Here is a 15,213-nt window from a genome sequence, read left to right as displayed (position 1 = left end):
GTTCGCTACCCAATGAAATGCCCAATCGCTCCCGAGTCGAGACTCCGGTCCCACGAACCGAAGATCGATCACCACGTGCGCCCCGGGCAAACAGTCCACCACAACGGCTCCGAACCGTTCACCGAGAGAACACCTGGCCGACACTCTGCCGCACCGACGAGGCCCGGTCAAAACCTCAACCAGTCCCGCCGGAGTGCGCAGAACGATTCGAAGAACGATCCGACTCCCCGATGGCAGGAAGAAAGCTACCCGCTCGCCCCCGCCGGCCCCCGGCCAGCCGCCACGACGCACCCGGCGCTGGACGCAAAAACACCTCAAGGGTGGCCACGAATGGCCACCCTTGAGGTGTAAGTGTCCGGCGACGTCCTAGTCTCCCACACCGTTTCCAGTGCAGTACCATCGGCGCTGAGGGGCTTAACTTCCGGGTTCGGAATGGAGCCGGGTGTTTCCCCCTCGCCATGATCACCGAAACTCTATGGAGATGTGATCGGATCGAGGTGAACTCGATTCAGCTCACCGATCTACGACCGTATCTCGGGAACTGCACAGTGGACGCGTAGCATCTTCGTAGGAACAAGCCCTCGGCCTATTAGTATCGGTCAGCTCCATGCATTACTGCACTTCCACATCCGACCTATCACCCAGTGGTCTGCTGGGGGCCTTACCAGGTTATCCTGTGGGAGCCCTCATCTTGGAGCGTGCTTCCCGCTTAGATGCTTTCAGCGGTTATCACTTCCGAACGTAGCCAACCAGCCGTGCTCTTGGCAGAACAACTGGCACACCAGAGGTTCGTCCGTCCCGGTCCTCTCGTACTAAGGACAGCTCTCCTCAAGACTCCTACGCGCGCAGCGGATAGGGACCGAACTGTCTCACGACGTTCTAAACCCAGCTCGCGTGCCGCTTTAATGGGCGAACAGCCCAACCCTTGGGACCGACTCCAGCCCCAGGATGCGACGAGCCGACATCGAGGTGCCAAACCATGCCGTCGCTATGAACGCTCGGGCAAGATCAGCCTGTTATCCCCGGGGTACCTTTTAGCCGTTGATCTCCGGCGCTTCCACATGCCGCCGTCGGTTCACTAGTTCCGACTTTCGTCCCTGCTTGAGATGTCTCTCTCACAGTCAAGCTCCCTTGTGCACTTACACTCGAAACCTGATTGCCAACCAGGCTGAGGGAACCTTTGAGCGCCTCCGTTACCTTTTGGGAGGCGACCGCCCCAGTCAAACTACCCACCAGGCACTGTCCGTGATCCGGATAACGGACCTACGTTAGATAACCAGAAGAACCAGAGTGGTATTTCAACGATGACTCCACAACCACTGGCGTGACTGCTTCAAAGTCTCCCACCTATCCTACACAAGCTCATCCAATCACCAATACCAAGCTATAGTAAAGGTCCCGGGGTCTTTCCGTCCTGCTGCGCGTAACGAGCATCTTTACTCGTAGTGCAATTTCGCCGAGTCCGTGGTCGAGACAGCGCCCAAGTCGTTACGCCATTCGTGCAGGTCGGAACTTACCCGACAAGGAATTTCGCTACCTTAGGATGGTTATAGTTACCACCGCCGTTTACTGGCGCTTAAGTTCAATGCTTCGCCTTGCGGCTAACATCTCCCCTTAACGTTCCAGCACCGGGCAGGCGTCAGTCCGTATACATCGTCTTTCGACTTGGCACGGACCTGTGTTTTTAGTAAACAGTCGCTTGGGCCTGGTCTCTGCGGCCTCATCTGCCTTTGGGAGCAAGTCCCTCAACAGATTCGGCCCCCCTTCTCCCGAAGTTACGGGGGTATTTTGCCGAGTTCCTTAACCACGGTTATCTCGATCGCCTTGGTATTCTCTACCTGACCACCTGAGTCGGTTTAGGGTACGGGCGGCACACGTCACTCGCTCACGAAGGTTTTCTAGGCAGCATAGGATCACCCGAATTCGCCCGGATCAAGTCCGGACCACTCTTCCTGTCTCAGGCACGTGAGGTGCGGATTTGCCTACACCTCGCCCTACACAGTTAACATCGGAAACCATCACCGATGTCGGGCTACCTTCTTGCGTCACTCCGCAGCTTGCCTAATACGAGTTCGGGTCGCAGAGTCAGTCAACATCAATCCGAAGACATCCGTTGACCTTCCGTGCTTAGCATCACTCGCCTCGGCAGGGTCGTTCCGGTGCCGGTACGGGAATATCAACCCGTTGTCCATCGACTACGCCTGTCGGCCTCGCCTTAGGTCCCGACTTACCCAGGGCAGATTAGCTTGACCCTGGAACCCTTGGTCATTCGGCGGACGGGTTTCTCACCCGTCATTCGCTACTCATGCCTGCATTCTCACTCGTGTGCTCTCCACGGCTAGGTCACCCTGCCGCTTCCTCGCGCACACGACGCTCCCCTACCCATCAACGCGCCTGGCCACCGATCCGAAGAACGATGGCGAGCAAATGCGTCAATGACACAGCTTCGGCGGATTGCTTGAGCCCCGCTAAATTGTCGGCGCAGAATCACTTGACCAGTGAGCTATTACGCACTCTTTAAAGGGTGGCTGCTTCCAAGCCAACCTCCTGGTTGTCTCCGCAACTCCACATCCTTTTCCACTTAGCAATCGCTTAGGGGCCTTAGCTGGTGTTCTGGGCTGTTTCCCTCTCGACTACGAACCTTATCGCCCGCAGTCTCACTGCCGCGCTCTCACTTACCGGCATTCGGAGTTTGGCTAATTTCGGTAAGCTTGTGGGCCCCCTAGACTATCCAGTGCTCTACCTCCGGCAAGAAACACGCGACGCTGCACCTAAATGCATTTCGGGGAGAACCAGCTATCACGAAGTTTGATTGGCCTTTCACCCCTATCCACAGCTCATCCCCCCATTTTCAACTGAGGTGGGTTCGGGCCTCCACGACGTCTTACCGTCGCTTCACCCTGGCCATGGATAGATCACTTCGCTTCGGGTCTAGAGCATGCGACTCAATCGCCCTATTTGGACTCGCTTTCGCTACGGCTTCCCCACACGGGTTAACCTCGCCACATACCACTAACTCGCAGGCTCATTCTTCAAAAGGCACGCCGTCACTCCGAAGAGCTCCGACGGATTGTAGGCAATCGGTTTCAGGTACTATTTCACTCCCCTCCCGGGGTACTTTTCACCTTTCCCTCACGGTACTGGTCCGCTATCGGTCACCAAGGAGTATTTAGGCTTAGCGGGTGGTCCCGCCAGATTCGTACGGAATTTCACGGGTTCCGTACTACTTGGGGTGACGCCCAACAGTGCTCAACTTACGTCTACAGGAGTATTACCCTCTATGCTGCGCCTTCCCAGAGCGCTTCGACTTCATTGAGCATTTCTGACTGTTTGACCGGTCGACAGCCCGGTCGGGGCGGCCCCACAACACCACACTTGCAACGCCTGTCAGCTATCACACAAGTGAGGTTTGGCCTCTTCCGCGTTCGCTCGCCACTACTGACGGAATCACTGTTGTTTTCTTTTCCTGTGGGTACTGAGATGTTTCACTTCCCCACGTTCCCTCCCACTGCCCTATGTGTTCAGGCAGGGGTCGCCGGACATGACTCCGGTTTCCTTCGAGGTTTCCCTATTCGGAGATCCCCGGATCGAAGCTTGTTTACCAGCTCCCCGGGGCTTATCGCAGGTTACAACGTCCTTCATCGGCTCTTGGTGCCAAGGCATCCACCGATTGCCCTTAGTAGCTTGTTGTTACTACAAAGATGCTCGCGTCCACTGTGAAGTTCTCAAAATACGGGCGAGATCCGATCCCTGCTCGGTTGAGCTGGGCCTCGGTCCGCTGAGTTGTCCAATCGCGTTTGCGACCGACCCCTCAGGACCCAACAGCGTGCCTCAGGTCTTCTTCCAGCGTCACTCGATGTTCCACTCTGCAAGCAGTTGTACTGACGAGATCGGCCGGCGTGAAGACTTAATGGTCAATGTTCCACATTCCGGTGCCTGCTCAGCCGAGGACGTACGCCTCGGAACTGAGCGCATGGACGCAGCTAGTGCGCCATATGGCTCCTTAGAAAGGAGGTGATCCAGCCGCACCTTCCGGTACGGCTACCTTGTTACGACTTAGTCCTAATCGCCAGTCCCACCTTCGACGGCTCCCTCCAAAAGGTTGGGCCACCGGCTTCGGGTGTTACCGACTTTCATGACTTGACGGGCGGTGTGTACAAGGCCCGGGAACGTATTCACCGCAGCGTTGCTGATCTGCGATTACTAGCGACTCCGACTTCATGGGGTCGAGTTGCAGACCCCAATCCGAACTGAGGCCGGCTTTTTGAGATTCGCTCAACCTTGCGGTATTGCAGCTCTTTGTACCGGCCATTGTAGCATGCGTGAAGCCCTGGACTTAAGGGGCATGATGACTTGACGTCATCCCCACCTTCCTCCGAGTTGACCCCGGCAGTCTCCTATGAGTCCCCACCATTACGTGCTGGCAACATAGGACGAGGGTTGCGCTCGTTGCGGGACTTAACCCAACATCTCACGACACGAGCTGACGACAGCCATGCACCACCTGTATACCGACCTTGCGGGGGCTACATCTCTGCAGCTTTCCGGTATATGTCAAACCCAGGTAAGGTTCTTCGCGTTGCATCGAATTAATCCGCATGCTCCGCCGCTTGTGCGGGCCCCCGTCAATTCCTTTGAGTTTTAGCCTTGCGGCCGTACTCCCCAGGCGGGGCACTTAATGCGTTAGCTTCGGCACGGAACTCGTGGAATGAGTCCCACACCTAGTGCCCACCGTTTACGGCGTGGACTACCAGGGTATCTAAGCCTGTTTGCTCCCCACGCTTTCGCTCCTCAGCGTCAGGAAATGCCCAGAGAACCGCCTTCGCCACTGGTGTTCCTCCTGATATCTGCGCATTCCACCGCTCCACCAGGAATTCCATTCTCCCCTGCATTCCTCTAGTCCGCCCGTATCGGAAGCAGGCTCGGGGTTGAGCCCCGAGTTTTCACTTCCGACGTGACGGACCGCCTACGAGCCCTTTACGCCCAATAATTCCGGACAACGCTCGCACCCTACGTATCACCGCGGCTGCTGGCACGTAGTTGGCCGGTGCTTCTTCTGCGCCTACCGTCACTTTCGCTTCGTCGGCGCTGAAAGTGGTTTACAACCCGAAGGCCGTCATCCCACACGCGGCGTTGCTGCATCAGGCTTGCGCCCATTGTGCAATATTCCCCACTGCTGCCTCCCGTAGGAGTCTGGGCCGTATCTCAGTCCCAGTGTGGCCGGTCGCCCTCTCAGGCCGGCTACCCGTCGAAGCCTTGGTGAGCCGTTACCTCACCAACTAGCTGATAGGCCGCGAGCCCATCCTTGACCGCCGGAGCTTTCCACCAAAAGCGATGACGCTTGAGGTCGTATCCGGTATTAGCAGCTGTTTCCAGCTGTTATTCCAGAGTCAAGGGTAGGTTGCTCACGTGTTACTCACCCGTTCGCCACTCGTGTACCCCGAAGGGGCCTTACCGTTCGACTTGCATGTGTTAAGCACGCCGCCAGCGTTCGTCCTGAGCCAGGATCAAACTCTCCGTTGAAAAATATCGGTTGCAGCACACGAGGTGCTGGTTTCCGTCAACAAGTTCGATCGCTGACAGACAGTCATCATGACTGCGTCAATCAATCAAAGGAATCCGTAACTCACACAATTCAGTTACCTGAATGCCTGAGCACGGGGTATTTCTTGTGCATAAACTGGCATTGACTTTTAGCACGCTGTTGAGTTCTCAAGTTTCGGGCGCACACCGCGCGGTCATCTTCCGATTCCCGCTTGGGGCAACTCGTCTTACTTTAGTGATCCGCTCGGGCCCGTGTCAAATCCGGACTTTCGCTTTTCACGTTGTCGTGCCGACTGGTTGCGATCCTTTCGGATCTTCCCCGATTCGGCCCGACCGACTTTATCAGTTCCACTTGCCTGAGTCAAACTCGGCGAATTTCCCTGATTAAGTCTGAAGCCGGCCGACCTTTCGGCCTTTAAGCTTCTGTCTTAACCTACCAGATTCATTCTCCGCGTCAAATTCGGTGAATCGCTCTGGTTAAGCTTTTTGTCCATTTCCTTTCGGGAAGTGAACCTCGCTTAATTTACCAGATTCATTCTCCGAGTCAAACTCGTTGAATTGTCCTGGCTGGTTGGATTGCTGTCCGTCCCAGACCCTGAGGTCCGCATCCGGGGCAACCCGACCAAGCTTAGTGAGATCCTCCGGCCGAGTCAAACTCGGCTTTCCGACCTCCCCGCGGGCAAGCCCACCCACCGCGATCCGGCTGCTGCGCTCTCGGGCGCACGCCATCACGGCTGCTTCGTTACCGTTGGATTCCGCTCGGGCCGGCCGCGTTCAGCTCCTGGCTTCCCGCGTCCCGCTCCCCGGCGGCTCAGAGAACATTACGCGGCCGTCCTGCGGGGGTCAAATTGCCCTCGTGTGACGCTGGTCACACCTGCCGAATCGTCGCAGGCGCAGGCATCTGCATCCCCTGAAGTCAGGATCCTGACGATTCTCGCCCGATTCTGGCGGCGCCCACCGTCTTCTTCCCGCGGCGGACCACGACATACCCGCCGGCCAGCAGGTCGGAGTCGCTGATCCGCAGCTCCGGGTCAGCGACCTTCACGTTGTTCAGGTAGGCGCCGCCTTCGGCGATCGCACGGCGGGCCGCCGACTTGCTCGCCACCACCCCGCTGGCCTCCAACACCTCGACGAACCCCGGCCATTCACCGTCCGACTTGAGCTCGGCTGCCCCCAGCTCCTGGGCCACGTCGTGGACCACCGACGCACTGAGCGAGGCCAGCTCCGACCGTCCGAACAGTGCCTCGGCCGCCTCGTTGGCGGCCTTGGTGTCCTGCTCACCGTGCACCAGGGTCGTCACGTCGTCGGCCAACGCATGCTGCGCCGCACGCAGGTGTGGCTTCTCCAGCGTCTGTCGTTCGAGCTCGGCGATCTCGTCCTGACTCCTGGGGCTGAACACCTTCAGGTATTCGATCACCTTCTCGTCCTCGGCGTTCAGGAAGAACTGGTGGAAGGCGAAGGGACTGGTCAGCTCCGACGACAGCCAGACGCTGCCGCCCTCGGTCTTGCCGAACTTCGTCCCGTCCGCCTTGGTCAGCAGCGGAGTCGCGATGGCGTGCACATGTGCGCCGTCGGAGCGTCGTACCAGTTCCACGCCGGCGGTGATGTTGCCCCACTGATCGCTGCCACCGAACTGGAGCGTGCAGCCGTACTGCCGGTAGAGATTGAGGTAGTCGAAGGCCTGCAGCAGGACGTAGGAGAACTCGGTGTACGAGATCCCCGCCTCCAGCCGCTTCCGTACGACGTCTCGCGCGAGCATCCGATTGACCGGGAAGTGCTTGCCGACGTCGCGGAGGAAGTCCAGCACCGGCACGTCCCCGGTCCAGTCGAGATTGTTCACCAGCCTGGCAGCATGCGGACCGTCCATGTCGACGAACCGGCTGACCTGGGCGCGGATCTGTTCCACCCAGCCGGCGACGGTCTCCTTGGAGTTGAGGACGCGCTCGGACGTCTCCTTCGGATCGCCGATCAGCCCGGTCGAACCGCCGACCAGGATGAGTGGATTGTGGCCGGCCCGCTGCAGATGCCGGGCCACGATCAACTGCACCAGATTGCCGAAGTGAATGCTCGGCGCGGTGGGATCGAAGCCGATATAGAAGGTGACCGGCCCGGCGTCCAGGTGCGCACGCAGCGCCTCCAAATCAGTGCTGTTGTCCAGCAGGCCACGCCACGTCAGTTCATCGAGTACTCCCACGGGGCCCACCCTATCGGCCGGGCCACCGGCCCTCCCTATCGACGCAGCTTGGCCAGTTGCGCCGTGATTTCACCCAGCTGATCTCGTACCCGCGCCGTGGCCGTTCCGCCGCGACCGTCCCGGGAGTCGATCGAACCCTGCACGGTGAGCACGTCACGTACGCCGGCCGTGAGTCGCTCGTCGATCGAGGCAAGCTGTTCTGCGGTCAGCTCGGAAAGCTCCAACGCGTTCTGCTCGCAGTAGCGCACGCAGGCGCCGGAGATCTCGTGCGCCTCCCGGAAGGGCACCCGCCGGCGGACCAGCCAGTCGGCGACGTCGGTGGCCAGCGAGAATCCGAGCGGCGCTTGGGATGCCATCTTCTCGGTGTCGAACGTGAGAGTGGAGATCATCCCGGTCATCGCCGGCACCAGGATGAGTAGCTGGTCGACCGAGTCGAACAGCGGCTCCTTGTCCTCCTGCAGATCCCGGTTGTACGCCAGCGGCAGCCCCTTGCAGGTGGCCAGCAACCCGGACAGATTGCCGATCAGCCGGCCGGCCTTGCCCCGCGCCAACTCCGCCACATCGGGGTTCTTCTTCTGCGGCATGATCGACGACCCCGTGGACCAGGCATCGTCCAGCGTGACGTAGCCGAAGTCATGGGTCGCCCAGAGGATCACATCCTCGCTCAACCGGGACAGGTCGACGGCGATCTGGGCCAGCACGAAGCCGGCCTCGGTGGCGAGGTCACGAGCCGCCGTACCGTCGATCGAGTTCGGCACGCTGGTGCTGAATCCGAGATCGTGGGCGGTGGCCTCGGGGTCGAGCCCGAGCGAGGTGCCGGCCAGTGCGGCCGATCCGTACGGGCTGACGGCCAGCCTGCGGTCGAGATCCCGGATGCGTTCCAGGTCGCGGATCAGCGGCCACGCGTGCGCCAGCAGCTGATGCGACAACAGGATGGGCTGGGCGTGTTGCAGGTGCGTGCGGCCGGGCATCGGGGCACCGAGATACTTCTCGGCCTGGTCGTGCAGCACCGTGATCAGATCGGCCACGTCGGCTCGTACCGCGCCGAGAGTGTCGCGCAGATACATCCGCAACAACGTGGCGATCTGGTCGTTGCGGGACCGGCCTGCTCGCAGCCGGCCGCCCAACTCGGGACCGGCGATCTCCAGCAGGCCGCGTTCCAGTGCGCCGTGCACGTCCTCGTCAGAGTCGGCCGGTGTGAAGGTGCCGTCGACGACGTTCGCCTCGAGTCGATCGAGGGCGTTGATCATGGCGTTGTGCTCGTCGCCGGTCAACAGCCCGGCACGCTGCAGGGCGCCGGCGTGCGCGCGCGAGCCGGCGATGTCGTAGCGGGCCAGGCGCCAGTCGAACTGGGTGGACTTGCTCAACGCGAACATCGCGTCGGCGGCGCCTCCGGAGAAGCGCCCGCCCCACAACTGCCCGCTCGCGGTCCCGGTCATATCTCTCGTTCCTCTCCCCCGACTTGTCAGCGGCAGAAGGCGCTATGACGCGTCCTCACGCTGACAAATCGGTGATTATCGTGCGCTCAGGCGGATGAATTCTTCGGCGAGGTCGGTGCCGCCGTTCGGGTCCCGGGTGATCACCATGATCGTGTCGTCGCCGGCGATGGTGCCCAGGATGCTGTTCCAACTCGCCCGGTCGATGGCCGAGGCGAAGTACTGCGCGGCGCCCGGCGGTGTACGGATCACGACCAGATTGGCCGAGGCCTCGGCCGAGACCATGATCTCCGCGCACATCCTGGCCAGCCGCTCGTTGAAGGCGACCTGCTCGCCGACGACCGGAGTCCGGTCGCCGCCCTCGCCCGGGACGGCGTAGATCAACTGCCCGCCTTCGCCCCGCACCCGCAGCGCGCCGAGATCCAGCAGATCGCGGGAGACGGTGCCTTGGGTGACCGTGACTCCCTCCGTCGACAACAGCTCGGCCAACTCGGCCTGGGACCTGACCTGATGCCGCTCCAGCAGCGAGATGATCTTCGCGTGCCGGGCGGACTTGGTCATCGGGGCTGCTGGTACAGCCATGTCAGGATCGCCTTCTGTGCATGTCGTCGATTCTCGGCCTCGTCCCAGATCACCGACTGCGGTCCGTCGAGCACCTCGGCGGCGACCTCCTTGCCCCGGTAGGCGGGCAGGCAGTGCAGCAGGATCGCATCCGGCTTCGCCGTGGCCATCAGCTCGGCGGTGACCGAGTACGGCGCGAAGATCGCCGTTCGGGCGGCGGCCTCGTCCTCCTTGCCCATCGACACCCAGGTGTCGGTGATCACCACGTCGGCATCGGCAACCGCCTGAACCGGATCATGATCAACATCCACCGACCCGCCGGTGGTCTCGCCGATCTTGGCGGCGCGGTCCAGAACTGCCCGGTCCGGTGTGTAGCCGTGCGGTGCGCCGAACTTGATCTTCATGCCGGCGGTGACGCCGGCCAGCGCCCACGAGTTGCCCATGTTGCAGGCCGCGTCTCCGACGAAGGCTGCGGTCAGGCCCGCGAGTCTGCCCTTGTGCTCCTGCACGGTCAGCAGGTCGGCAAGCAGCTGGCACGGGTGATACTCGTCGGTCAACGCGTTGACCACCGGCACACCGGCGAAGGCGGCCAGCTCCTCGATCTTGGACTGCTCGAAGGTACGCCAGACGATCATGCCGGCCTGCCGTCCGATCACTCGGGCGACATCCGGCACCGACTCCCGTACGCCGATGCCGGCCAGTTTTCCGTCCACCTGCAAGGGGAATCCGCCGAGTTCGGCGATGCCGGCGCCGAACGAGGATTGGGTACGCAGTGTGGGCTTGTCGTAGATCGCGGCCACACTGACCGGGCCGGCCAGCGGCTTGTGCCCGTACGGGTCGGCCTTCAACTTCGCTGCCAGGGCAAGAACCTCGGCCTGTTCGGCAGGGCTCAGGTCGTCGTCGGCGAGGAAACTTCTGATCTTGCTCATGCACGTGCTCCTTGATCGAGAAACCCGGGTAGCGCCTGGACGAAGCTGTCGATCTGATCGGCGGTGATGATCAACGGCGGTGCGATCCGCAACACGTTCGGCCGCGGCGCGTTGATGATGAAGCCGGCATCCAGGGCGGCGTCGGTGATCTGCTGGGCGCGGTCCTTCCTCAGCACCACCCCGCGCAGCAGGCCACGGCCGCGGACATGATCGATCAGCGGATGATCAACAGCGGTGATCGCGTCGGCCAGCCGAGCGCCCTGCTCGGTCACGTTGGTCAGCAGGTTGTCGCGTTCGATCACCGAGATCACCGCCAGACCGGCGATGCAGGCAACGGGGTTGCCGCCGAACGTGCTGCCGTGGGATCCAGGCCCGAGCAGGTCGGCAGCCGGCCCGGTGGCGATGCAGGCGCCGATCGGGAAACCGTTGCCGAGCCCCTTGGCCACGGTGACGATGTCACCGACCACGCCGGATCTCTGTGACTCCAGCCAGTAGCCGGTCCGGCCCATGCCGGTCTGGATCTCGTCGATCCAGAGCAGGGCGCCGGCTGCCGACGTGATCTCGCGCGCGGCCGCGAGGTAACCGTCCGGCGGTTCGACCACACCGTTCTCACCCTGGATCGGTTCCAGCACGACGGCGGCGGTCCGGTCATCGACGGCAGCCTCGAGTGCCGCGACATCGCCGTACGGGATGAACTCGACGTCACCGGGCAGCGGTTCGAACGGCTTGCGATACTTCTCGCTCGCGGTCAGCGCCAACGAGCCGAGCGACCGGCCGTGGAAGGCGCCCTCGGTCGAGATGATCTTGGTCCTGCCGGTCAGCCGGGTGATCTTGAACGCGGCCTCGTTGACCTCGGTGCCGGAGTTGGCGAAGAACACCCGGGCCCCGGCGTCGCCGCCGGTCACCATCCGGTCCAGCCGCTCGGCCAGGGCGACCTGGGACGGGGTGGCGAAGAAGTTCGACACGTGGCCCAGGGTGGCGATCTGGCCGGTGATCGCGGAGAGCACCGTCGGGTGCGCGTGGCCGAGGGCGTTGACCGCCAGGCCGGAGAGCAGGTCCAGGTGCCGGCGGCCGTCCGCATCCCAGACGTAACAGCCCTCGCCGCGGACGAAGACCCGTTTGGGCGGGCCGAACGTGCGCATCAGATGGTCGTCATAGCTCTTCAGCACGGCGGCCGAACTCCGGCCACCGGCAGCAGCAAGTTGATCACTGACGGCGGACAGCTCGCCGGGCAGGTCGGTGCCGGTCATGAGTTGTCCTCCGAGTCGTCGACAGTCGCAGCGATCGGCTCCGCCGGATCGGTGAAGCTGAACTCGCCGTTGGCCAGCTCCTCCGGCGGAATCCCTTCCGCAGCTGGGAAAACGCGGCTGCCCAACCGGATCAGACCGTCCTGGGTGACCATGGTGCCGATGCCGGCGTTGGTGAAGATCTCCAACAGTAGGGCGTGCGAGACCCGGCCGTCGATCACGGTGGCCCGGGTCAGTCCGCCCTCGACGGCTTTCAGACAGGCGGCCATCTTCGGCGCCATCCCGGACTCCAGCGTGGGCAGCAGCTCCCGCAGCTGGGATGCCGGCAGTTCCTTGATCACGTCGGTGCTGTTCGGCCAATCGGCGTACAGGCCCTCGACGTCGGTGAGCATCACCATCCGTTCGGCCTGCAGTGCGATGGCCAGCGCGGCGGCGGCGGTGTCGGCGTTCACGTTGTGCACCACACCGTTGCTGTCCGGCGCGATGCTGGCCACCACCGGGATGTGCCCGGCCGAGATCAAACCGTTGATGGCCTCGGTCCGCACCTTCGCCACCTCGCCGACCAGCCCAAGATCAACTTCTTCGCCGTCGATCACCGCGAGCTTCTTCACCGCGGTGAACAGGCCGCCGTCCTCGCCGGACATGCCGACCGCGAGCGCGCTCTGCTCGTTGATCAGTCCGACCAGATCGCGCCCGACCTGGCCGACCAGCACCATCCGGACGATCTCCATCGCCTCCGGGCTGGTGACCCGCAGGCCGGCCTTGAACTCGGACTCGATGTTCAACCTGTTCAGCATGGTGGAGATCTGCGGGCCGCCACCGTGTACCACCACCGGATGGACGCCGCAGCGCTTCATGAACACGATGTCCTGGGCGAACGCGCGTTTCAGATCCTCGTCGATCATGGCGTTGCCGCCGTACTTGATCACGACCGTCTTGCCCGAGTACGTTTCCAGCCACGGCAGCGCCTCGGTCAGGATGGACGCCTTCTCCACCAGGGAGAACTTCTCCGCCTTCCTGATGATCGTCATGAGCTGTACTCCGCGTTCTCCTTGACGTAGTCGTACGTCAGGTCGTTGGTCCAGATCGTGGTCTCGTGCTCGCCGGCATGCAGGTCGACCTCGACCTCGACCGCCCGGCCGCTGAGGTCGACCAGTTCGCGAGGCTCACCGATCGAGCCGCCGATGCACACCTTGATCTTGTTGAACGACACGTCCAGGTGATCGGGTTCGAAGATCGCGTCGGTGGTGCCGATGGCCGCCAGAACCCTTCCCCAGTTGGGATCCTGGCCGAAGACCGCGCACTTGAAGAGGTTGTTGCGGGCGATCGTCCGGCCGACGGTGATCGCGTCCTGCTCGCTGGCGGCGCCGCGGACGTTGATCGAGATCTGATGCGAGGCGCCTTCGGCGTCACCGAGCAGTTGCTGCGCCAGTTCATGGCAGACCGTGGTCAGCGCAGCGGTGAACGGCTGCCAGGACACGTCGACGCCGGAGGCGCCGCTGGCCATCGCGATCACCGTGTCGTTGGTGGACATGCAGCCGTCACTGTCCAGCCGGTCGAAGGTGGCTCCGGTCGCGGTGCGCAGTGCGGAGTCAAGATCATCGGCGCCGATCACCGCGTCGGTGGTGATCACGACCAGCATCGTGGCCAGACCCGGCGCCAGCATGCCGGCCCCCTTGGCCATCCCGCCGATCACCCAGCCGTCGCCGTGCGCCACGGCCTGTTTGGGATGGGTGTCGGTGGTCATGATCGCCCGGGCCGCGTCGGCGCCGCCCTCCGGTGTTGCCTGCTGAATCAGCGTCGGCACGGCCTCGGTGATCTTGTTCATCGGCAGTCGGGTGCCGATCAGTCCGGTGGAGCAGACCGCCACGTCGATGGCGCCGATCTCCAGCCCGGCGGCTACCGTCTCGGCGGTCTGATGAGTGTCGGCGAAGCCGTCCGGCCCCGTACACGCATTGGCACCGCCGGAGTTCAAGATCACGGCCTGCAGTTTGTGGTCCTTGATCACCTGCTCCGACCACAGCACCGGCGCGGCCTTCACCCGGTTGGAAGTGAAGACCGCGGCGGCGGTGTGATCGGGTCCGAGATTGCGGACCAACCCAAGATCGGGATTGCCGTTCTCCTTGATACCGGCGGCGATCCCGGCGGCGGTGAAACCCAAGGCTTTGGTGACGCTCACGGTGCCACTCCGATCGTGGTCAGCCCGGTGGCCTCGTCCAGGCCGAGGGCGATGTTCGTACATTGAATGGCCCCGCCGGCGGTGCCCTTGGCCAGATTGTCGATCGCGGCGATCGCGACCAGTCGGCCGGTGTGCGGGTCCACAGTCGCCTGCACGTGGGCGGTGTTGGCGCCGACGGTGGCCTGGGTCTGCGGCCAGCTGCCCTGCGGCAGCAGGTGCACGAACTGCTCGTCGGCGTACGCCCGCTGGTAGACGGCGTACACGTCGTCGGCGGTGATCGTCGGATCCGCCAGCTTGGCCGTGCAGGTGGCGAGGATGCCACGGGCCATCGGCACCAGCATCGGCGTGAAGCTCACCTTGGGATCGGCCGCTCCGCAGGCGATCAGGTTCTGCTCCATCTCCGGGGTGTGCCGGTGGATCCCGCCCACTTGGTACGGGGTGGCCGAGCCCATGATCTCTGCCGCAAGGTAGGTGACGGCCAGCTTCTTGCCCGCGCCCGAGGGTCCGGTGGCGAGCACCACCACGATGTCGTCGACGGTGATCAGACCGGCCGCGACCGCCGGCAACAGGGCCAGCGTGGAGGCCGTCGGATTGCAACCGGGGACGGCGATCCGCTTGGTGCCGGTCAGCTTCTCCCGCTGGCCGGGCAGCTCGGGCAAGCCGTACGGCCAGCTGCCGTGGTAGGTCGAGCCGTAGTACTGCTGCCACTTGTTCCCGTCGACGAGCCGGTGATCGGCGGCGCAGTCGACGACCAGCACCTCGTCGCCCAGCTGCTCGGCGATCTCGCCGGAGGCGCCGTGCGGCAGCGCGAGGAAGACGATGTCGTGACCGGCCAGGTGCTCGGCGTCGGTCGGCTCGACGCGTCGGTCGGCGAGCGGGACCAGGTGTGGGTGATGTTCACCCAGGCGGCTGCCGGCACTCTTCGCCGCCGTCACCGCCCCGATCTCGATCTGCGGGTGGCCGAGGAGCAGCCGCAGCAGTTCACCCCCGGCGTACCCGGTGGCTCCGGCCACCGCCGCTCTGTATGTGGTCACGGCATGATTATGCCAGGTTCTGTATATTTATGCCACTTGGTTTGGGGCGGGCACCGCAGTGGCGACCACAGCCGCGCGCGAAAGATGCC

Annotated in this window: 8 protein-coding genes and 3 rRNA genes; all 11 read right to left on the bottom strand. The window is 62.9% G+C overall.

The genetic code is table 11. From position 1 onward, the window contains the following. Window positions 1-353: 353 nt before the first annotated feature. Window positions 354-470 (bottom strand): 5S ribosomal RNA (gene rrf / locus FOE78_RS09290). 99 nt (window positions 471-569) lie between these two features. Beyond that, window positions 570-3,690, bottom strand: a 23S ribosomal RNA gene (locus tag FOE78_RS09285). A gap of 317 nt (window positions 3,691-4,007) precedes the next feature. Beyond that, a 16S ribosomal RNA gene (locus FOE78_RS09280) occupies window positions 4,008-5,523 on the bottom strand. Together the 16S, 23S and 5S rRNA genes form the textbook arrangement of a ribosomal RNA operon. Before the next feature lie 937 nt (window positions 5,524-6,460). After that, a complete protein-coding gene (gene tyrS, locus FOE78_RS09275; RefSeq protein WP_143986030.1) occupies window positions 6,461-7,738 on the bottom strand; it encodes a tyrosine--tRNA ligase in 1,278 nt (425 codons plus the stop codon). 35 nt (window positions 7,739-7,773) lie between these two features. Then, window positions 7,774-9,177: an argininosuccinate lyase gene (gene argH / locus FOE78_RS09270; RefSeq protein WP_143986029.1), complete on the bottom strand. Its 1,404-nt coding sequence runs from the start codon at window positions 9,175-9,177 to the stop codon at window positions 7,774-7,776. A 75-nt stretch (window positions 9,178-9,252) separates the two neighbouring features. Beyond that, window positions 9,253-9,756 carry an arginine repressor gene (locus tag FOE78_RS09265; RefSeq protein WP_143986028.1) on the bottom strand — a complete coding sequence of 168 codons (504 nt, stop codon included), beginning with the start codon at window positions 9,754-9,756 and terminating at the stop codon, window positions 9,253-9,255. Beyond that, window positions 9,732-10,664, bottom strand: a complete 933-nt coding sequence (gene argF, locus FOE78_RS09260; protein ID WP_143986027.1) for an ornithine carbamoyltransferase — start codon at window positions 10,662-10,664, stop codon at window positions 9,732-9,734. Before argF ends, FOE78_RS09265 begins: the two co-directional genes overlap by 25 nt. Then, window positions 10,661-11,914 (bottom strand): acetylornithine transaminase, encoded by a 1,254-nt coding sequence (locus FOE78_RS09255; protein ID WP_143986026.1) that lies wholly within the window; start codon window positions 11,912-11,914, stop codon window positions 10,661-10,663. The genes argF and FOE78_RS09255 overlap by 4 nt, the downstream gene beginning before the upstream one ends. Continuing rightward, the gene (gene argB, locus FOE78_RS09250) at window positions 11,911-12,942 is read right to left on the bottom strand and encodes an acetylglutamate kinase (RefSeq protein WP_143986025.1); all 1,032 of its coding nucleotides are present in this window, start codon (window positions 12,940-12,942) and stop codon (window positions 11,911-11,913) included. The genes FOE78_RS09255 and argB overlap by 4 nt, the downstream gene beginning before the upstream one ends. Then, window positions 12,939-14,090 (bottom strand): bifunctional glutamate N-acetyltransferase/amino-acid acetyltransferase ArgJ, encoded by a 1,152-nt coding sequence (gene argJ, locus FOE78_RS09245; protein ID WP_143986024.1) that lies wholly within the window; start codon window positions 14,088-14,090, stop codon window positions 12,939-12,941. The genes argB and argJ overlap by 4 nt, the downstream gene beginning before the upstream one ends. Beyond that, window positions 14,087-15,124: an N-acetyl-gamma-glutamyl-phosphate reductase gene (gene argC / locus FOE78_RS09240; RefSeq protein WP_143986023.1), complete on the bottom strand. Its 1,038-nt coding sequence runs from the start codon at window positions 15,122-15,124 to the stop codon at window positions 14,087-14,089. The genes argJ and argC overlap by 4 nt, the downstream gene beginning before the upstream one ends. Between the last annotated feature and the right edge of the window lie 89 nt (window positions 15,125-15,213).

The sequence above is a fragment of the Microlunatus elymi genome, from assembly GCF_007362775.1.
Classification (GTDB): Bacteria; Actinomycetota; Actinomycetes; order Propionibacteriales; family Propionibacteriaceae; genus Microlunatus; species Microlunatus elymi.
This window is presented reverse-complemented; position numbering and strand designations above follow the sequence as displayed.